This window comes from Vogesella aquatica (assembly GCF_028548455.1).
GTDB lineage: Bacteria > Pseudomonadota > Gammaproteobacteria > Burkholderiales > Chromobacteriaceae > Vogesella > Vogesella aquatica.
In genome coordinates, this window is sequence record NZ_JAQQLF010000017.1 from 77,802 (window position 1) to 97,113 (window position 19,312).

Below are 19,312 nucleotides of genomic sequence, written 5' to 3' on the forward strand. Positions count from 1 at the left end.
CGAGGGTTAACCATAATGACATCTGCCGTTATTCTCGTCCTGCTGATGGGCGCGCTGGCTTACTTGCGCGCGCCTGTTATTGCCTGGACTATCGCCATTGCAGGCTGGATCGCCAGCCTGCAGTTCGCCTGGGGTTGCCAGGTTCCTGTTGCCGTATGGGCCGTTTTCGGCGTTATCGCGGCGGTACTGAACCTTACCCCGCTGCGCCGTGCCGTGTTTACCGGCCCGGTGTTCACCATTTTCAAGAAGATTACCCCTGCCATGTCCCAGACAGAGCAGGAAGCGATCAACGCCGGTACCGTATGGTGGGATCGTGACCTGTTCTCCGGCAAGCCGGACTGGAACCGTCTGCTGTCCTTCCCGGATCCGAAGCTCACCGCCGAAGAGCAGGCCTTCATCGATGGCCCGACTGAAGCATTGTGCAAGATGATCGACGACTGGAAGATCACGCACGAGCTGAAAGATCTGCCACCGGAAGTATGGCAGTTCATCAAAGACCAGGGCTTCCTGGGTATGATCGTCAAAAAGAAATATGGCGGTCTGGAATTCTCCAACTACGCGCACGCCAAGGTGGTGACCAAGATCGCTACCCGCGGCGGTACGGCGGCTGTGTCGGTGATGGTACCGAACTCGCTCGGCCCGGGCGAGCTGCTGCAGCACTACGGTACCGAGGCGCAAAAAGACTACTACCTGCCGCGCCTTGCCAAAGGTGTGGACGTACCGTGCTTTGCCTTGACCAGCCCGTACGCTGGTTCTGACGCGGGTGCCATCCCTGACTTTGGCGTGGTATGCCGCGGTAGTTACACCGACCCGCGCAGCGGCCAACATCACGAAAATGTGCTGGGTATCCGCGTGAGCTGGGAAAAGCGCTGGATCACCCTGGCCCCGGTTGCCACCGTGCTGGGCCTGGCTTTCAAGATGTATGACCCGGACCATCTGCTGGGTGACAAGGAAGACATCGGCATTACCTGCGCGCTGGTGCCTACCGAGCACGAAGGCGTGTGCATTGGCCGTCGTCACTTCCCGGGTGGCGCTGCCTTCATGAACGGCCCGACCTGGGGTAAGGATGTGTTCATTCCGCTGGAGTGGATCATCGGTGGCCGTGAGTTCGCTGGCCAAGGCTGGCGCATGCTGGTCGAGTGCCTGTCGGTTGGCCGCTGCATCTCGCTGCCGGCTATGTCGGTTGCCTCCGGCAAGGTGGCTTCCTACACCACTGGTGCGTATGCCCGCATTCGTGACCAGTTCGGCTTGTCCATCGGCAAGTTCGAAGGCGTGGACGAAGCCATGGCGCGTATCGGTGGCTTTACCTACCAGATGGAAGCATCGCAAGACCTGGCGCTGACCGGCCTGGATATCGGCGAGAAACCATCCGTGTTGTCTGCCGTGCTGAAGTACCACAATACCGAGCGCATGCGCAAAACACTGAACGATGCGATGGACGTGCACGGCGGCAAGGCTGTGGTGCTGGGCCCGCGTAACTATCTGGCGCGTGCTTACCAGGCGATTCCCATTGCCATCACGGTAGAAGGTGCCAACATCCTGACGCGCTCCATGATCATCTATGGTCAGGGTGCCATCCGTTGCCACCCGTTTGTGCTGCGTGAAATGAAAGCCGCCATGGCTAACGATGGCGTCGAGTTTGACAAGGCCATTACCGGCCACATCAACTTCGTGATCAGCAACGTGTTCCGTTCGCTGTGGATGGGCCTGACCGGTGCCAAGTTTGTCGGCAGCCCGAAAGGCGGCGAGGTGGCGGCGTACTACAAGCAGCTGACACGTTTCTCCAGTGCGTTTGCCTTGCTGTCCGATATGGCCATGTTCAGCCTGGGTGGCTCGCTGAAGTTCCGCGAAAAACTGTCTGCCCGCCTGGGTGACATGCTGTCCAATCTGTACATTGCCTCGGCGTGCCTGAAGCGCTTCGAGCGTGATGGCGCCCAGAAGGAAGACCTGCCGGTGCTGAAGTGGGCAGTTGAAACCGCGCTGTACGACCTGCAACAGGCGATGGACGGCTTCCTGGCCAACCTGCCTAGCCGTATGTTGGCCGCAGTGCTGCGCAAGGTCATCTTCCCGTGGGGCTTGACCCTGAAGCCGGCCAGCGATCGCACTGGTACCCAGGTGGCCCGTAGCTTGATGGAACTGGGCCCGACGCGCGCTCGCCTGACCAAGGGCATGTTCGTATCGGCTGACGAAACCGACCCGGTAGGCGTGCTGGAGCCGGCGCTGAAGGCGATGCTGGAAACCGAACCGGTGGAACAGAAGCTGCGCAAGCTGGGTCGTGATGGCAAATTCAAGACCATCACCGCGCGCGAGCGCCTGGCTGAGGCGCTGGCCGGCGGTATCATCACGCAGCAAGAGTTTGATGCGGTAACGCGAGCACGCAAACTCAAGCGTGACGTCATCATGGTGGACGACTTCGACATGAAGATGGAGCACCACGACGCGCAATTGCTGCAGCGGCTGATTTTCTGATGCACTAGCATGTAAGTGGGGTGGGCTTGTGCCCACCCTCCTGCCGATGTCATTTTGCCTGCAGGGTGACATCGGGAGGGGTAGACATGCAAAACAACCTGAATGAACCAGGCCGCCAGCCGGTATTGCGCCTGCGCGCCGAACCTCGCAGTACCAATGCCCATGGCCGTGTACAGGCAGGCTGGTTGATGCACCAGATTGATCTGGCTGGTGCCACTTTTGCCGAGCGTATTGCCAAAGGTGCGGTGACGACGGTGGCGGTAAATGCTTTCCAGTTTGCCCATCCCATTCATGTCGGGGATGTGGTGTCCATTTATGCCAGCTGCTTGCGCCTGGGGAAGAAGTCGGTAACGCTGAAACTGGAGGTGGAGGCCGAGCGCATGTCTGGCGAGATTGTCGCTATTACTGACCTGATTGCCACGTATGTGGCGATTGATACAGAGGGCTGTTCACGCTTGATCTGAGGCGTTGTATGTTTCATGGCAATAATAAAACAACCGTTTGGAACGAATGCTCGAAAGTGCTGGAAATACTTATCTAGTCTGGTAGTATCAATGTTAGATCGACGCTACAGTACGGTCACAACAGCATGACAAACAATGCACAGAGGGAATGACACATGAAACTGAAACACCTCAGCCTGTCCGTGATGATGATGGGTGCCTCCGCTGCCGTTATGGCATCCGGCTACCATTTTGGTACCCAGTCGGTTAGTGCGCAGTCTACTGCCAACGCCAGTGCGGCCGAAGCTGCTGATGCTTCTACCATTTTTTATAACGCTGCAGGCATGACCAAGCTGGAAGGCACCAATTTCTCCGGTGCCGTCGATTTCGTTGCGCCGCAGGTTGAATACAGTAATGCCTCCGGCAAATACCCTACAGGTGATGCCATTACTCGTGGCGACGGTGTTGCCGGAAGCACTGCAGCTACCTCTGGTGAAATTACCAAGAGCACAGTGGCTGTGCCACATATGTATGTAAGCCATCAGCTGAACGACAAAACCTTTATCGGTTTGGGGGTGTACGTTCCATTTGCTTCCGAAACCGAATACCAGCGTAACTCGGTGCTGCGTTACAACCTGAATGCCACCTCGCTGAAGACAATCGATATTAATCCTACTATTGCGTTCAAACTGAATGATCAGCACTCGGTAGCTGTGGGCGTGATCGCCCAGCATGCTGAAGCCCATCTGCGCCAGTACGCTAACTTTGGCTTTTTGATTGGACGCAGTCTTAGCCTGACTGGCGCTACACTTTTGGCGCAAAACGGTCGTGCTGATGGTTTTGCCGATGTGAACGGCGAGGATTGGGGGTTCGGCTACAATCTGGCATGGATGTGGGATATCAACGAGCAAGCGCGCGTTGGCGTGAACTACCGTTCCAAGATCGAGCATAACCTTGAGGGTAATGCCAAATGGAACAAGAGCCGGGTGGCAGCTGTCTATGGTGCGACTGCCGCGGCACAGCTGACTTCGCTAGGTTATTCCGATGACGAAACCGCTAGCGTAAAGATCAGCACGCCTGAATCGCTGTCGGTACATGGCATGTATCGTCTGAACCCCAAGACAGACCTGTTCGGCGATGTAACCTGGACCAAGCATTCCCGTTTCAGTGCCGCGCAACTGATATACGGAAACAGTAAGCCTTCGCAGGGTAACATCACGTATCTGAACCCGGCCTGGAAAGACTCTTACAAAATTGCTGTGGGTGGCGCTTATCAACTGAATGACCCGTTGCAATTGCGTTTTGGTCTGGCCTACGACAAGTCGCCGGTGCCGGATGAAGATCATCGCCTGGCTACCATGCCAGATAACGATCGTATCTGGTACTCGTTTGGTGCCAAGTATGACCTGAACAAGCAAAGTTCGGTCGATGTGGCCTATAGCTATGTTCAGATCAAAAACGGCAAAGCAAATGTAACTGGTGTTTGCACGACTTACGGTGTAAGCCAGTGTGTATCTAGCCAGACTACCGGCACTGCCGATTACAAATCGTCCGCCCAGATTTTTGGTGTGCAGTACAACCACCGCTTCTAATGTTTGAGCATGCGGCCAGCTCTAGGGTTGGCCGCAGCAGACACGGCGCAGGCCGTGTTTTTTTGGAAAGATGCTGAATTTTGGTTCAGATACTCTAAATCAGATCTTTCCCAAGATTGCTTACCTGGAACCTATAATCCGGGAAGCCTTTAACCATGTTTGTTCGTTAAGACAACCGAGGAAACCATGTCTCAGACCAAATTCATCGTGCGCAAGGTAGCCGTTCTGGGTGCCGGCGTGATGGGGGCGCAAATCGCCGCTCATCTGGTTAATGCCAAGGTGCCAACCGTTCTGTTCGACCTTCCAGCCAAAGAAGGCAATAAGAATGCGATTGCACTGAAAGCTATCGAAGGCCTGAAAAAGCTCAAGCCGTCGCCACTGTCCAATAAAGACGCAGTGAACTATATCCAGCCGGCCAACTATGAAGACCACCTGCATCTGCTGAAAGACTGCGATCTGGTGATCGAGGCGATTGCTGAACGCATGGACTGGAAGGCAGACCTGTACGCCAAGGTCGGTCCGCATCTGGGCGACAACACCATCTTCGCGACCAACACCTCGGGCCTGTCCATCAACCAGCTGTCTGACTCGCTGCCGGCTGCATTGAAGCCACGCTTCTGCGGTGTGCACTTCTTCAACCCGCCGCGCTACATGCACTTGGTAGAGATCATCCCGTGTGTGGGTTCGGATGCCGGTATTCTGGATAACCTGGAACGCTTCCTGGTGTCCACGCTGGGCAAGGGCGTGATTCGCGCCAAAGATACCCCGAACTTCGTGGCGAACCGCATCGGCGTGTTCTCCATGCTGGCGACCATCGCCAATGCCGAGAAATTCGGTATCCGCTTCGATATCGTTGACGATCTGACCGGCCCGCGCCTCGGTCGTCCTAAGTCGGCTACTTTCCGTACCGCCGACGTGGTAGGCCTAGACACCTTCTCCCACGTGGTGAAAACCATGCAGGACACGCTGCCTAACGACCCATGGCACGCGCTGTTCCAGTCGCCGCAGTGGCTGCAAAAACTGATCGCCGATGGCGCGCTGGGTGCCAAGACCAAGCGCGGTATCTATAAAAAAGAAGGCAAACTGATGTTTGTCATCGACCCGGCTAGTGGCGAGTACGTTGGTGCCGGCCAGAAGGGTGACGATGCGGTCAAAGAAATCCTGAAGATCGCCAACCCGGGCGAAAAATTCCAGAAGCTGCGTGAGAGCGAGCATCCGCAGGCGCAGTTCCTGTGGGCCTGCTTCCGCGATGTGTTCCATTACATCGCTTACCACCTGGGTGATATTGCCAACTGTGCACGCGATGTCGACTTCGCCATTCGCTGGGGCTTTGGCTGGTCTGCCGGCCCGTTCGAGACCTGGCAGTCTGCCGGCTGGAAACAAGTGGCCGAGTGGGTTGATGCCGACGTAAAAGCAGGCAAGTCGCTGGCTGCGGCCAAGCTGCCAGCCTGGGCGCTGGAAGCTGACCGTGCCGGCGTGCACTTTGCCGATGGCTCGTTTGATGCCGCCGCCGGCAAGCTGGTAGGCCGCTCCACACTGGATGTCTACGCCCGCCAGCTGGCTCCGGCCAAAGTGCTGGGCGAGGCCGCTGGCCTGCTGGGCGAGACGGTGTTCGAAAACGATGGTGTACGTGCCTTCACCACCGGTGACGACGTGCTGGTGGTGTCGTTCAAGTCCAAAGCACATGCTATCGGCCCGGACGTGATCGATGGTGTGCACGCTGCACTGGATATCGCCGAAGCCCGCTTCAAGGGCCTGGTGATCTGGCAAACCGAAGAGCCGTTCTCGGTAGGTGCCGACCTGCAGTCCATGCTGCCGGCGTTCATGATGGGTGACTGGGACGCTATCGACACCATGGTGCGTCGCTTCCAGGAAACCTCGATGCGCTTGCGTTACAGCCAGATCCCGACTGTGGCTGCAACCCAGGGTTACGTATTCGGTGGCGGCTGCGAGTTTGCCATGCACTGCGACAAAGTTGTCGCTGCGCTGGAATCCTACGTAGGTCTGGTAGAAGTGGGCGTGGGCCTGCTGCCCGGTGGTGGTGGTTGCAAGGAGTTCGCCCTGCGTGCCGCGCGCGAAGCCAAAGGTGACGTACTGGCCGCGCTGAAGGACTACTTCATGGCGATTGCTACTGCCAAAGTAGCGACCAGTGCACACGAAGCGCAGGAAATCGGTTTCTTCCGCGCTACCGACAATGTGGTGTTCAACAGCTATGAGCTGCTGCACGTGGCCAAACAGCAGGCCCTGTCCATGTACGAGTCGGGCTACCGTCCGCCAATGGCTGGCGGCAAGTTCCCGGTGGCAGGTCGTTCCGGCGCAGCTTCCATCAAGGGCCAGTTGGTGAACATGCTGGAAGGTCGCTTTATCAGCCAGCACGACTTTACCATTGCCGGCCTGATTGCCGACGTGATGAGCGGTGGCGATGTCGAGCAAGGTACGCTGGTGAACGAGCAATGGATCCTCGATCTGGAGCGCAAGGCATTCATGACCCTGCTCAAGTCCAGCAAGACTCAGGACCGCATTGCCAACATGCTGACTACCGGCAAACCACTGCGTAACTAATCACAGCCAGAATGCGGGCAAGCTGGCGGCTGAGGGGCTAAGCCAGCTTTGCCGAAGGAGATTGTAAAAATGGTTAAACAAGTACAGGAAGCTTACATCGTTGCCGCCACCCGTACCCCGGTGGGCAAGGCGCCACGTGGCATGATGCGCCATGTTCGCCCGGACGATATGCTGGCACACGTTATTACCGGTGCACTGGCCCAGGTGCCGACACTGGACCCGAAATTGATTTCCGACTGCGTGGTCGGTTGCGCCTTCCCGGAAGCTGAGCAAGGCCTGAACATGGCACGTATTGGCGTGTTGCTGGCTGGCCTGCCTAATACCGTGGGTGGTATCACCATCAACCGTTACTGCTCGTCCGGTATCAATGCCGTACAGATGGCGGCTGACCGCATCCGCCTGGGTGAGGCGGATGTCGTGATTGCAGCCGGTTCCGAGTCCATGTCCATGGTGCCGATGATGGGCAACAAGGTTTCCTTGAACCCGGAAGTGTTTGCCAAGGATGAAAACTATGCCATCGCTTATGGTATGGGTCTGACTGCGGAGAAAGTAGCGCAGCAGTGGGGTATTTCCCGCGAAGACCAGGATGCGTTTGCGGTAGAGTCGCACCGCCGTGCCCTGGCTGCCATTGATGGCGGCAAGTTCAAGAACGAGATCACCCCGCTGGAAGTGACTTACCGCACACCCAACCTGGAAACCGGTGAAGTGGTCAGTAAGACCCGTGTACTGGATACCGACGAAGGCCCGCGCCGCGAAACCACGCTGGAAGGCTTGGCCAAGCTGAAAACCGTGTTCGATGCCAAAGGCTCGGTGACTGCCGGTAACTCGTCGCAGATGTCTGATGGCGCCGGTGCGGTGATTCTGGTGTCCGAGCGTGTACTCAAAGAGTTCAATCTGACACCGCTGGCTCGTTACGTGACCTTCTCCGTGAAAGGCGTTCCGCCTGAAATCATGGGTATCGGCCCGAAAGAAGCCATTCCTGCAGCCCTGAAGCAGGCCGGCCTGGCACAGAGCGATCTGAAATGGATCGAGCTGAACGAAGCCTTTGCCGCCCAGGCTTTGGCGGTGGCACGTGACCTGGAGCTGGATATGTCGCTGGTGAACCCGCACGGTGGCGCCATTGCCTTGGGTCACCCGCTGGGTGCAACGGGCGCTATCCGTACCGCTACGCTGATTCACGGTATGCGTGATGCCGGCCAGCAAGGCCATGGCATGGTGACGATGTGTATCGGTACTGGTATGGGTGCTGCGGGCATTATCGAAGTGCTGTAATCAGTGTATTGCGGCCAACCTTATGTTGGCCGCAATCACCAAAAAAGCCGGCTGACAAGCCGGCTTTTTTCATGAGCTGAAGTGTGTTTACAGGCGTTCCAGTGTTTCAAATTCTACCTGCTGGCAATCTTCGAATATTGCATTGCTATGCAAAATGCGGATCTGGTAAGACTTGCCGTTGGCTGCAAAGGTCAGCTCTCTACCATTGTCTGCTAGCCGCTTGGGTATCAGAAAAACACGTTGCCCTTTTTTTGCGTTGGTTTGCGTAATGTACAGGCCGCTGCTGCTATTGCTGTCATCGATGCCGCCTTCGCTCAGGCTGACAGGCAAGGGTAGGCTGCCAAGCACTTCAACGCCCACGCGGGTGCCGCCCTCGGCCAGGCGCTGCACACGGCGGATCACGCATAGCTGGCCAGGGTGTTCGCGTGAAGAAACCCAGATGGTGCGCCCGATCATCAGGCTTTCTACCGAGCGACCCAGGTAGGTCAGGCCAAAACCCGCCTCGCTGGCATCGTTGACGCGCCAGTCATCATTGCTTTCGTCTTGCTGCAGTGCGTTGCGATTCACCTTCAGGTGGTGTGCTATTTTCTCGAAACCGATTTCCACTTTGGCGTGGCCAGTGGAGCTGAGGCGCTCATGCTGGCGCATGGACTTGCCGCCATCTTGCGACCAGCGGGATGACAGCTTTTGCAGCAGGTTACGCCAAGTGGGGGTATCCATGGCCGGCAGGGCCTGTTTGAAGCCCTCGGGGATGCCTTGGTCAAAATCCAGGATCAGGTCGGCCAGACGGTTCACTACGAAATCGCCAGACCAGTAGCGGCAACCTTTGCCCAGCGTACCCCGACGCAGCAGCTGCGGCGGGGCGGGCAAGTCCAGATTGATCACGTACTGGAAATCACTTTTCGATGCCGTATTCTGTAGCTTGATACCTTCGGACAGGCGGGCCAGCAGCAAGTGGATGGCTTCGATCTCGATGGTGAGTAGGTTGTCTGTTTGCGCCAGGTGCAGCATGGCCGCCTGGATCAGCAGCTGTTCGCCCGTGGTCGATTCGGACTGCTGGTCGTACATGGTGATGGCTTTGCCATGAAACCCGTTTTGCTCGGCAAATTGGTACAAGCGATACGCCTGCTGCCAGGTGTTGCCATCGGCAGAAATGTAGCGCAAGGCACTCCACTTGATCAGGCTAAGCTGGTGGTGCAGGGCACGGATGGCGACGCGTTCGATCTGGGCGTCGATCTGGCTGTTTTTGCTGCTCTGGAGCTGGCGCAAGCATAGCTGGTAGCCATTGGACAGCTCGGTCCAGTAAGCCAGGATGCTGGGCAAAAATGACTTGGACCGCGACGCACCGATCAGGAATTCCTTGCACAGCTTTCTGTGCATTTCAACCGCGCGGGTATCCACATACAAGAGCGTGGTGATGCGATCTTTCAGCGTAACGTTGGCGTCTTTATTGATTTTTGCCACCGCCTTGATGATTTCGACCAGCGCCGTGTAGTACTCGGCATTCGGCAAATTTTTGACCAGCATGGTGGCCGACTCTGTCGACTCGCTAGAGGTCTTTTTTCTGCCTGAAATGGCGCTAAGGATGGCTTTGATATCAATCATTGGATACGGGGTCGGGTTCGGTTGGCCGAATCATGCTATGAGCTGCCTATAGTAGCGTAATCTCGTTGTGGATAGGAAATCTGGCTCAACGTGGCTGCTTTCTTTATACGGCCGTCGTGTACTGCATGGCCGGTGGTGCCGCCGTTATAAGCTTTTATGTGTGTTGTGAATACAGAATAAACCATTTTTTGGCATTTTTTTGTCATTTTGTGGCATTTGCGGTTTTGCGGCAATGTAAGCATGCCCAAGCCCTCGCCTGTGGCATCGGGGGCATAGGGCTGTATGTGGAGAAAAACATACAATTGTTTCAATTCGCTTGCCGAACATTTGTTTGAAAATGCGCTGTCGGCCTTCGTGAGTGTAAATTGAGCAGTCACTCTAATTTCGGGGTGCTCAGCTAGTGACATCAAGATCACAAGTCATTCATCGAGGAGAACATATGCGCAAGTTTATCGCCGCAAGAAAAATGCTCGCGGCAGCTGTGCTGCTGGCCGTGGGTTGGCAGCCGGCTTCCGGCATGGGCACAGTGCCTGCCGCCAGTGAAGCCAGCTATGCCAAAACCAAGTATCCGATTGTGCTGGTGCATGGCGTATTAGGCTTTGACAGCCTGCTGGGTATGGATTACTTCTACGGGATTCCGGCTGAGCTGCAACGTAGCGGGGCGCAGGTATATGTGGCACAGGTATCGCCGGCCGATAGTTATGAGAAGCGTGGCGAACAGTTGCTGGCACAGGTGCAGCGTATCGTCGCCATGACAGGATCGCAGAAGGTAAACCTGATTGGTCACAGCATGGGCTCGCCCACGGCGCGTTACGTGGCATCGGTGCGGCCGGATCTGGTGGCTTCCGTTACCAGTGTGGGTGGCGTCAACAAGGGCTCCAAAGTGGCGGATGCCATGCGTGGTGCCTTGCCGCCGGGTTCGGTTGCCGAGTCGGTTGCCGTGGCCGCCGGCGGGGCGCTGGCCAGTCTGATCCGCCTGTTTTCCACGGGCAGCAGCTTGTCGCAGGACGAGCTGGCAGCGCTGGATGCGCTGACCACCGCCGGAACCCTTGCTTTCAATCGCCGCCATCCGCAAGCGATACCTGCTACTGCGTGTGGCGAGGGCGCTTATCAGGTGAATGGTATCCATTACTTCTCCTGGTCCGGCGCGCAACCTTATACCAACCCGCTGGATGTAGGCGACCCGCTGTTGGCCGCAACCAGTCTGGTATTTGGTGCGGAGCCAAACGATGGTCTGGTTGGCACGTGTTCTTCGCACCTGGGGCAGGTGATACGCGATAACTACCGCTTCAATCACCTGGATGAAACCAATATGTTCTTTGGGCTGGGCAATATTCTCGAAACCAGCCCGGTAACGTTGTTCCGCCAGCACGCGAACCGCCTGCGCAATATCGGGGTATAGCCATGGTCGGGCATCGCAAAGCATGGCTGCTGCTGCCGGTATTGCTGCTTGTAGGGGCTTGGTGGTGGCCGGGTGGCGATGGCCCGCTGTCTGCGCAGGAGGAGGTGTTCGCCCCTTCCTTGCGCCAGACCGCGGTGGACGGCCTGGCGGGAGCAGCAGGTAGTAGCGTAATGACAAGGTTGCAATTGAAAGCCTTGTTTGACTACTACCTTTCAACGCTGGGTGAGCGCTCGCTCGACGATATCCGGCACGAAATTCTCCTTCAGCTGGAAAAGCGCTTGTCAGGCCCGGCGCTGGCCGATGCGCAAGACCTGCTGCGCCGCTATCTGGGCTATCAGCACGCGCTGGCCGACCTGGGTAAAGGCATGGCAGGGCAGGCGCAGACCCTAGATACCATGGCGGCCAGATTGCAAGCCGTGCAGCAAACGCGTAGCCGGTATTTCGGCGCGCAGGAAATTGCCGAGCTTTTTGGTCATGCCGATGTGCTCGATCGCTTCGTGCTGCAGCGTACGCAGATCATGCAACGTGCCGACTTGAGTGCTGCCGAAAAGCAGAAGCAGATTGCGCAGCTGGAGGCCGGGCTGCCTGCGCAGCAACAGCAATGGCGCCGGCAGGCTACCCGGCACATTACGCTTGCCGAGTCCGAGCAGGCCTTGTTGCAGCAAGGTGGTAGTGCTAGTGACTTGCAGGCGTTGCGTGCCGCCGAGGTGGGGCCGGAGGCGGCAGAAAGGTTGGCCGCAGTGGACCGGGAAAACCAGGCATGGAACGCGCGGCTGGTGCAATGGAAGCTGCAGCGGCAGGCAATCGCATCTGATGTTGCCTTGTCGCCTGCCCAGCGCCAGCAAGCGGAGCAAGCCTTGCAGCAAAAGCTATTCAGCGAAACCGAGCAGCGACGCTTGCTGGCCTACCAGTAGCGTATGGCAAGAAAAAAGAGCAGCGCATGGTGCGCTGCTCTTTTTCATGGCTATCAGGCAAACAGTTGCTGCAAGCCTTGGCCGGGATCCGGCTGGCGCATGAAGGCCTCGCCGACCAGGAAAGTGTGTACGGCGTTGTCACGCATCCGCTGTACGTCCTGTGGCTGCACGATGCCGCTTTCGGTGACGGCAATGCGGTCTTTGCCGATTTCCGGCAGCAGGCGCAGCGTGGTGTCCAGGCTTACTTCAAAAGTACGCAGGTTGCGGTTGTTGACGCCTACCAGCGGGGTGTTCAGCTGCAGGGCGGCTTCCAGTTCGTACTCGTCATGTACTTCTACCAGCACCGCCATGCCCAGCTCGTGTGTCAGTGCTTCGAAATCACGCATCTGTGGCAGGCTCAGGCAGGCGGCAATCAGCAGGATGCAGTCGGCACCGATGGCCCGCGCTTCGTAGATCTGGTACTCGTCTACCATGAAGTCTTTGCGCAGTACCGGCAGCTGGCAGGCGGTACGGGCAGCCTGCAGGTAGTCTTCGTGGCCCTGGAAATATTGCGCATCGGTCAGTACGGACAAGCAGGCGGCGCCCGCTTGCTCGTAGCTTTGCGCAATCTGTGCCGGGTTGAAGTCGGCTCGGATCACCCCTTTGCTCGGGCTGGCTTTTTTGGCTTCGGCAATCACTGCGGCCAGGCCGGCAGTATGCTTGGCGCGGATGGCGGCAACAAAGTCGCGCTGGTCGCCGTGGCGGCCTTCGGCTTCGGCGCGCAGGCTGGCGAGGCTGCGTTGCGGGCGGCGCTGCGCGACTTCTTCTACCTTGGTGGCACAGATTTTTTTCAGAATGTCGGACATTGTGCGTGGGCTTTCTGCTGTGCGCTTATGGGCGCTGGTATGAATCGAAAAATGCTAACAGACGCTGGGGTAGCCACGCCAGTGTGCCGGGGAACGGGCCGCTGACAAAGCCCACATGCCCGCCTTCCTGCGGTTGCTCCAGCTGCACGGCGGCGCTGACATCGGCCGGGCCGGGCAGGGCGTGTGGCGGCAGAAAGGGGTCGTTGACCGCGTTCAGTACCAAGGTTGGCCGCACAATCTGCTTGAGTAGCGGTTTGCTGCTGGCGCGGGCCCAGTAGTCCTGCACATTGCGGTAGCCATGCAGCGGGGCGGTGACCAGGTTATCGAATTCGCCGAAGGTGCGGGCCTTTTGCACCGCACGGCGGTCGAACAGGCCAGGGTGGCGTTGTAGCTGTGCCAATGATTTGGGCTTGAGCGTGTTCATGAACATGCGTGTGTACAGCAGGCGGCCCATGCCCCGGTCCAGCCGCGTGCTGGCAGCTGCCAGGTCTAGCGGGGCCGAGATGGCCGCAGCGGCCAGTGGTATGGCCTTGTCGCGCAGTTCGCCCATATGGCGCAGCAGCATATTGCCGCCCAGGGACACGCCAGCGGCAAACAGCTGCGGGTTTTCTGCGGCCAACCGGGTGCATATCCAGCCTATCTCGGCGGCATCCCCGGCGTGGTAGGCGCGTGGCAGCGTGTTTTCCACGCCGCCGCAGCCACGAAAGTGTGGCACGACGCCATGCCAGCCCCGGGCTTGTAGTGCGCGCATCAGGGCGATGGCGTAATGGCTGTTGCTGCTGCCTTCCAGGCCGTGAAACAGCACCACCAGCGGCTGGCCGGCCTGGCCGTCAATGCGGTCTACCGCGATCTGGCCGCCATCGGGCGTAGCCCAAAGCTCGCGACGGTAGTCTGGCGCGGTCTGTCTGAGCATGGTGGCGGGCCAGATAGTCTGGGCGTGGCCGCCGCGCAGCCAGCGGGGGGCGTGGTACGGGGTCACGCTACAGGTTTGATGGCGGACTTGGGGCGGAATGCTTTGACCACTTCTTCGCGCGTTTCCACATACGGTGCGCCAATCAGGTCCAGACAGTAGGGCACGGCGGCAAAGATGCCGGGCACGGTGACAACACCGTCTTCGCGCAAGCCTTCCAGCGTTTCACGTATCGCTTTGGGCTGGCCGGGCAGGTTCAGGATCAGGCTTTGTTTGCGGATGACGCCTACCTGGCGTGACAGGATGGCGGTAGGCACAAACTTCAGGCTGATCTGGCGCATCTGCTCGCCAAAGCCTGGCATCACGCGGTCGGCTACCGCCAGCGTGGCTTCCGGTGTCACGTCGCGCAAGGCCGGGCCGGTGCCACCTGTGGTGAGCACCAGATGGCAGCCTTGCTCGTCAACCAGCTCGCACAGGGTGGCTTCGATGATGGCTTGTTCGTCCGGAATCAGACGGGTAGTGGTTTCGAAGGGGCTGCGGATGCACAGGCTCAGCCAGTCCACCAGCGCAGGGATGCCCTTGTCTTCGTATACGCCTTGGCTGGCGCGGTCCGAGATGGATACCAGCCCGATTTTCAGACTCATGCCTCGTCGTCCTGTCCGACGGTGTCTTCCGGTGCATTCTTCTGGCGGCCTTGTTCCGGGATCAGCTCTTTGATCATCTGGAACAGCAGGCGGGTTGCCTTTGGCGGCTTGGCTTCGTCGCGCTCTTTGCGGGCGTTGCGCACGGTAGTGCGTAGCTGTTGCACGTCCACTTCCGGGAAGTCGTCAATGAAGATTTGCACGTTCTTGTCGTCTTCCAGCAGGCGTTCGCGCCAGCGTTCAACCAGATGCAGCCAGCGCGTGTGTGTGCTGGAGTCGCCGCGCAAGGCGGCCAGTTTTTGCTCGATCGGCTCCGGGTCGATGTCACGCATCAGTTTGCCGATGTACTGCAGCTGGCGGCGCTTGGCACCGTTGGCAGTAAAGCGCTGGTAGTCCAGTACGGCGGCCAGCAGGGCATCATCCAGCTCCATCTTTTTCAGCTTGGCAGCAGGTAGCTCGGTGAGCGCGCGGCCAATGTTCTGCAGCGCATCCATATCACGCTTGAGCTGGGATTTGCTGGGGGGCAGGCCATTATTGCTGCCATTGTTAAAAACGTTCGACATTCGCTAAGACTTGATTAAGGTTTCAAGCTGGTATGATACCGGAAAAGAACCCGTCACGGCCGACTGGTGTGTGTTCCCGTCGTGCCTTACTACTAGAGAAAACCATATGGCAGAGCAGATTTTTTCGTATACCGAGGCGGCACTGGAAGACATTGCTGCCCGTATGCTGGCGCTGGCCCGTGCTGGCGGTGCTACCGCTGCGGAAACCGACGTATCCGAGGGGTGTGGGCAGAATGTGTCGGTGCGCTTGGGCGAAGTGGAAACCATCGAATACAACCGTGACAAAGGCGTGTCGCTGACGGTGTATCTGGGCCAGAAAAAGGGCCATGCCAGCACGTCGGACTTCTCCGACAAGGCGCTGGCCGATACCGCGGCTGCCGCACTGAATATCGCACGCTATACCGCAGAGGATGACTGCGCGGGTCTGGCTGACCCGGCATTGCTATTGAAAGCTGGCGACCGCCGCGACCTGGACTTGTATCACCCCTGGGATTTGCCGGTAGAGCAGGCCATCGCGCTGGCGCGCCAGTGCGAGGACGTGGCGCGCGGCGTAGATGCGCGCATCAGCAACTCGGAAGGTGGCTCCGTGGCTACCCATGTCACGCGCCATTGCTATGCCAATAGCCACGGCTACAGTGGCAGCCTGACCACTTCGCGCCATAGCCTGTCGGCGTCAGTGGTGGCTAGTGGTGCCAATAGCATGCAGCGCGACTACTGGTACAGTACCGCGCGCCATGCTGGCGACTTGCTGTCGGCAGAAGAGGTTGGCCGCATTGCTGGAGAGCGTGCGGTGCGCCGCCTGGATGGCCGCCGCGTGAAAACCGGGCAATACCCGGTGTTGTTCGAGGCGCCGGTGGCCGGCAGCTTGCTGAGCCACCTCGTACAGGCGGTGAGTGGTGGCAGCCTGTATCGCAAGTCCAGCTTCTTGCTCGATAGCCTGGGGCAGCAAGTAGCTGCGCCGCTATTGAATATCAGCGAAGACCCGTTTGTGTTGCGTGGTCTGGCCAGCGGCTGCGCTGACGACGAGGGGGTTGCTACCAGTGCGCGCCAGTTTGTGAAGGATGGCGTGTTGCAGGGTTACTTCCTGGGTAGCTACTCCGCCCGCAAGCTGGGTATGCAAAGCACCGGCCACGCCGGCGGCGCGCACAACCTGGTGGTGCGGCCAACGCTGGCGGGTGGTTTGCCGGCTTTGCTGGCACGCATGGGTACCGGCCTGCTGGTAACCGAGCTGATGGGGCAGGGCATCAATATGGTGACCGGTGATTACTCGCGTGGCGCCAGTGGTTTCTGGGTGGAAAACGGCGTGATTGCCTACCCGGTAGAGGAGTTGACCATTGCCGGTAATCTGCGCGACATGCTGCAGGGCATCGATGCCATTGGTGACGATATCGACTACCGTGGCAGCCGCCACATGGGCTCGGTGCTGCTGGGTAGTATGATGGTGGCAGGCGAGGCGTGACGCCATCTTACTGGGCACAGGCTTGTGCCGAGCTGTCGCAGTGCAGCCCGGCATTGTCGGTGCTGATCGCGCAGCACCCTGCCAGCGCGCTGAAAACACGCGGCGAGCCATTCGAGACGCTACTGCGCGCCATTGTCGGGCAGCAGATTTCCATTGCGGCTGCCGATGCGATCTGGGCCAGGTTGGCCGTATTGCTGGATACCACCAGCCCGCAGGCTGTGGTGGATACGTCGCCGGATGCGTTGCGGGCTGTAGGCTTTTCGCTGCGCAAGGTGGAGTACGCGCAGGATCTGGCACGGCATTTTCTGGATGGCCGTATCGACCCGGCGCGTTTTGCCAGCCTGGACGATGAGGCCATCATCCGCGAGCTGGTGGCGGTGCGCGGCATTGGCCGCTGGACGGCAGAGATGTACCTGATCTTCAATCTGTGCCGCCCGGATGTCTGGCCGGTGGACGATATCGGCCTGCAAAAAGCGCTGGTGATCATCCATGGCTTGCCGGCGCGCCCTGTGTTGGCGGAATGCCGGCGCATGGGCGAGGCCTTTCGCCCATGGCGTAGCGTGGCTACCTGGTATCTGTGGCGCATGCTGGACCCGGTAGAAGTGCAGTACTAGCGTACAAATCCTGCTGCGGCGGCGTCTGTGTTCCATACTCAAAACAAAACAGGGAGCGAGATATGGATAAGCCTATTGTCGGGCTGGTACTGGCGGGCGGTGGTGCACGGGCGGCTTATCAGGTGGGGGTGCTGATGGCGGTGGCGCATATGCTGCCGCGCGATTACGGCAATCCTTTTCCCATCATCAGCGGTACGTCTGCCGGTGCCATCAATGCGGTAGGGTTGGCCGCAGGTTCCACGCATTTTCGCCAGGCTACGGCTTTCCTTGCCAAGATGTGGAAAGGCTTGCATGTCAGCCAGGTGTACCGGGCTGACTGGCCTTACTTTGCGCGCGCTTTTCTGGCGTGGGGTGGCTCGGTAGTGACGGGTGGCAAGCTGGTGCACAACCCGGCCAGCTTGCTGGATAACAGCCCGCTGCGCGAGCTGCTGGGCCGGGTAGTGAACTTTGATGGCGTGTCGCGTGCCGTGCAGAGCGGCGATCTGCATGCGCTATCACTGACAGCATCCTGTTATACCACCGGCCAGTCGGTGAGCTTTTTCGAAGGCTGCGACAGTATCGACGAGTGGCACCGGCATCAGCGCCTGGGTGTGCGCGAGCATATCGGTGTCGATCATCTGATGGCGACCTCGGCCATTCCCATGATTTTCCCTGCGGCGACCATCGATGGGCGCTTTTATTGTGATGGTGCCATCCGCCAGATGGCACCGTTATCACCCGCCCTGCATCTGGGGGCTGAAAAGCTGTTTGTCATTAATCTGAATACCGAACACCGCCCGCGGCCGGAGCGTCGCCTGGTGGGGGATCGCCCCTCGCTGGCCATGATCTTTGGCCATTTGCTCAATAGCATCTTTTTTGACAGTATGGCCGCCGATATGGAGCGGCTAAGCCGGGTAAACCATACTGTGTCACTGCTGGATGAACAGGTGCGCTGCAGTGGCAGAACTGCGCTGAAGCGGGTGGATGTACTGAATATCTCGCCGAGTGTGTCGCTGGAGGCTATCGCCTTCAAGCACGTCAAAAACTTCCCGCCGGCCATGCGCTTTCTCATGCGTGGTGCCGGAGCCATGCGTCAGCGCGGCTCGGTTCTGGCAAGTTATCTGCTGTTCGATCCTGCCTATGGCCGCGAGCTAATTGACCTGGGCTACAAAGATGCGATGGCCAGGCGGGATGAAATACTGAATTTTCTACAAAAATCATAGTCTGCTACGGTGCAGGTGTTTGGCACCGCTATTTTTAAGGGGGTTGTAATGCGTTTATCCAGACGGCAGGGTTTTGCCACCATCGCGGCGCTGTGTGCCGCATCCATGGGCTTTGCATTGTATGCCCAGCATGTCATGGGCTTGGAGCCCTGCCCGTTATGTGTGTTCCAGCGTGTGGGGGTGATTGCGACTGGCGTGCTGGCCGGCATCTTTGCCGTGGCGAACCCGCAAAGGTTGGCCGCAAGGCTGGCGGCATTGCTGGTGGCGCTGGCCGCACTGGCCGGTGGGGCGGTGTCGGCCTGGCATGTATATCTGCAGCATTTGCCGAAAGACCAGGTGCCGGCCTGCGGGCCCGGGCTGGACTTCATGCTGGAGACCTTGCCGTTGACGCAGGTGCTGAATACGGTGTTCAAAGGCAGTGGCGAATGCGCCGAGCTGGGCTGGACATTCCTTGGCCAGTCCATGCCGGTATGGACTGGCCTGCTGTTTCTTGCGCTGATAACGATGGCGCTGTGGAATGGCTGGCGCAAGAGCTGATTGGTATCGGTATACCAATACATGGCCAGCCCTGATGGGCTGGCCTTTTTATATGCTGTAATTCAGGGTGGGGGGTAATGCAAAAAGCCTTCCGCGAGGAAGGCTTTTGAATGGTTGGCGGAGCGGACGGGACTCGAACCCGCGACCCCCGGCGTGACAGGCCGGTATTCTAACCAACTGAACTACCGCTCCAACCGTAAAACGGTGGTGGGCGTTGACGGAGTCGAACCGCCGACATTCTGCTTGTAAGGCAGACGCTCTACCAACTGAGCTAAACGCCCG

17 protein-coding genes and 2 tRNA genes are annotated in these 19,312 nt (G+C 58.7%); 11 read left to right on the forward strand and 8 right to left on the reverse strand.

The genetic code is table 11. The annotated features are described in order from the left end of the window. The first annotated feature begins 15 nt into the window (after window positions 1-15). The 5 genes from PQU95_RS13895 to PQU95_RS13915 all read left to right on the forward strand — a co-directional run bounded on the left by PQU95_RS13895 (window position 16) and on the right by PQU95_RS13915 (window position 8,338). Entirely contained in the window at window positions 16-2,469 is a 2,454-nt protein-coding gene (locus PQU95_RS13895; RefSeq protein ID WP_272752560.1) for an acyl-CoA dehydrogenase, read from the forward strand. An 86-nt stretch (window positions 2,470-2,555) separates the two neighbouring features. Continuing rightward, window positions 2,556-2,933, forward strand: coding sequence for an acyl-CoA thioesterase (locus PQU95_RS13900; RefSeq protein WP_272752561.1), 378 nt, complete (start codon window positions 2,556-2,558; stop codon window positions 2,931-2,933). A gap of 155 nt (window positions 2,934-3,088) precedes the next feature. Further along, window positions 3,089-4,504 (forward strand): OmpP1/FadL family transporter, encoded by a 1,416-nt coding sequence (locus PQU95_RS13905; protein ID WP_272752562.1) that lies wholly within the window; start codon window positions 3,089-3,091, stop codon window positions 4,502-4,504. A gap of 186 nt (window positions 4,505-4,690) precedes the next feature. Continuing rightward, window positions 4,691-7,066 carry a 3-hydroxyacyl-CoA dehydrogenase/enoyl-CoA hydratase family protein gene (locus PQU95_RS13910; protein ID WP_272752563.1) on the forward strand — a complete coding sequence of 792 codons (2,376 nt, stop codon included), beginning with the start codon at window positions 4,691-4,693 and terminating at the stop codon, window positions 7,064-7,066. 69 nt (window positions 7,067-7,135) lie between these two features. Then, window positions 7,136-8,338 carry an acetyl-CoA C-acyltransferase gene (locus PQU95_RS13915; RefSeq protein WP_017509160.1) on the forward strand — a complete coding sequence of 401 codons (1,203 nt, stop codon included), beginning with the start codon at window positions 7,136-7,138 and terminating at the stop codon, window positions 8,336-8,338. 87 nt (window positions 8,339-8,425) lie between these two features. Here PQU95_RS13915 and PQU95_RS13920 read toward each other — a convergent pair whose 3' ends face one another. Together PQU95_RS13920 and PQU95_RS13925 are read right to left on the reverse strand one after the other, a co-directional pair. Continuing rightward, the gene (locus PQU95_RS13920; RefSeq protein ID WP_272752564.1) at window positions 8,426-9,865 is read right to left on the reverse strand and encodes a cyclic-di-GMP receptor FimW-related protein; all 1,440 of its coding nucleotides are present in this window, start codon (window positions 9,863-9,865) and stop codon (window positions 8,426-8,428) included. Between the two features lie 113 nt (window positions 9,866-9,978). Beyond that, window positions 9,979-10,350 (reverse strand): hypothetical protein, encoded by a 372-nt coding sequence (locus tag PQU95_RS13925; RefSeq protein WP_272752565.1) that lies wholly within the window; start codon window positions 10,348-10,350, stop codon window positions 9,979-9,981. Window positions 10,351-10,382: 32 nt separating this feature from the next. Between PQU95_RS13925 and PQU95_RS13930 the strand changes: the two genes are divergently transcribed. Beyond that, window positions 10,383-11,345 (forward strand): lipase family alpha/beta hydrolase, encoded by a 963-nt coding sequence (locus tag PQU95_RS13930; RefSeq protein ID WP_272752566.1) that lies wholly within the window; start codon window positions 10,383-10,385, stop codon window positions 11,343-11,345. 2 nt (window positions 11,346-11,347) lie between these two features. Beyond that, window positions 11,348-12,259 carry a lipase secretion chaperone gene (locus PQU95_RS13935; RefSeq protein ID WP_272752567.1) on the forward strand — a complete coding sequence of 304 codons (912 nt, stop codon included), beginning with the start codon at window positions 11,348-11,350 and terminating at the stop codon, window positions 12,257-12,259. A 53-nt stretch (window positions 12,260-12,312) separates the two neighbouring features. Here the strand turns inward: PQU95_RS13935 and trpC are convergent, their stop codons facing one another. Genes trpC through yjgA form a run of 4 tightly spaced genes read right to left on the reverse strand, consistent with a single transcriptional unit; the run spans window position 12,313 to window position 15,218 of the window. Continuing rightward, window positions 12,313-13,104, reverse strand: a complete 792-nt coding sequence (trpC, locus tag PQU95_RS13940) for an indole-3-glycerol phosphate synthase TrpC (protein WP_272752568.1) — start codon at window positions 13,102-13,104, stop codon at window positions 12,313-12,315. 25 nt (window positions 13,105-13,129) lie between these two features. Beyond that, on the reverse strand, window positions 13,130-14,083 hold the full coding sequence (locus PQU95_RS13945; RefSeq protein WP_272752569.1) for a YheT family hydrolase: 954 nt from the start codon (window positions 14,081-14,083) through the stop codon (window positions 13,130-13,132). After that, window positions 14,080-14,658: a molybdopterin adenylyltransferase gene (gene mog, locus PQU95_RS13950; RefSeq protein WP_272752570.1), complete on the reverse strand. Its 579-nt coding sequence runs from the start codon at window positions 14,656-14,658 to the stop codon at window positions 14,080-14,082. Before mog ends, PQU95_RS13945 begins: the two co-directional genes overlap by 4 nt. Beyond that, window positions 14,655-15,218, reverse strand: a complete 564-nt coding sequence (gene yjgA, locus PQU95_RS13955) for a ribosome biogenesis factor YjgA (RefSeq protein ID WP_272752571.1) — start codon at window positions 15,216-15,218, stop codon at window positions 14,655-14,657. Before yjgA ends, mog begins: the two co-directional genes overlap by 4 nt. Before the next feature lie 106 nt (window positions 15,219-15,324). Here yjgA and pmbA point away from each other — a divergent pair, with 106 nt between their 5' ends. From pmbA to PQU95_RS13975, 4 genes are all read left to right on the forward strand, one after another. Next, complete coding sequence (pmbA, locus tag PQU95_RS13960) at window positions 15,325-16,677, forward strand: metalloprotease PmbA (RefSeq protein ID WP_272752572.1); 1,353 nt, start codon at window positions 15,325-15,327, stop codon at window positions 16,675-16,677. After that, window positions 16,674-17,291: a DNA-3-methyladenine glycosylase family protein gene (locus PQU95_RS13965; protein WP_272752573.1), complete on the forward strand. Its 618-nt coding sequence runs from the start codon at window positions 16,674-16,676 to the stop codon at window positions 17,289-17,291. Before pmbA ends, PQU95_RS13965 begins: the two co-directional genes overlap by 4 nt. 62 nt (window positions 17,292-17,353) lie before the next feature. Then, the gene (locus PQU95_RS13970; protein ID WP_272752574.1) at window positions 17,354-18,493 is read left to right on the forward strand and encodes a patatin-like phospholipase family protein; all 1,140 of its coding nucleotides are present in this window, start codon (window positions 17,354-17,356) and stop codon (window positions 18,491-18,493) included. 48 nt (window positions 18,494-18,541) lie between these two features. Next, the gene (locus tag PQU95_RS13975; RefSeq protein ID WP_272752575.1) at window positions 18,542-19,030 is read left to right on the forward strand and encodes a disulfide bond formation protein B; all 489 of its coding nucleotides are present in this window, start codon (window positions 18,542-18,544) and stop codon (window positions 19,028-19,030) included. 115 nt (window positions 19,031-19,145) lie between these two features. Here the strand turns inward: PQU95_RS13975 and PQU95_RS13980 are convergent. Next, a tRNA-Asp gene (locus tag PQU95_RS13980) sits at window positions 19,146-19,222 on the reverse strand. A 13-nt stretch (window positions 19,223-19,235) separates the two neighbouring features. Then, window positions 19,236-19,311: transfer RNA gene (locus tag PQU95_RS13985), tRNA-Val, on the reverse strand. Window position 19,312 lies beyond the last annotated feature (1 nt).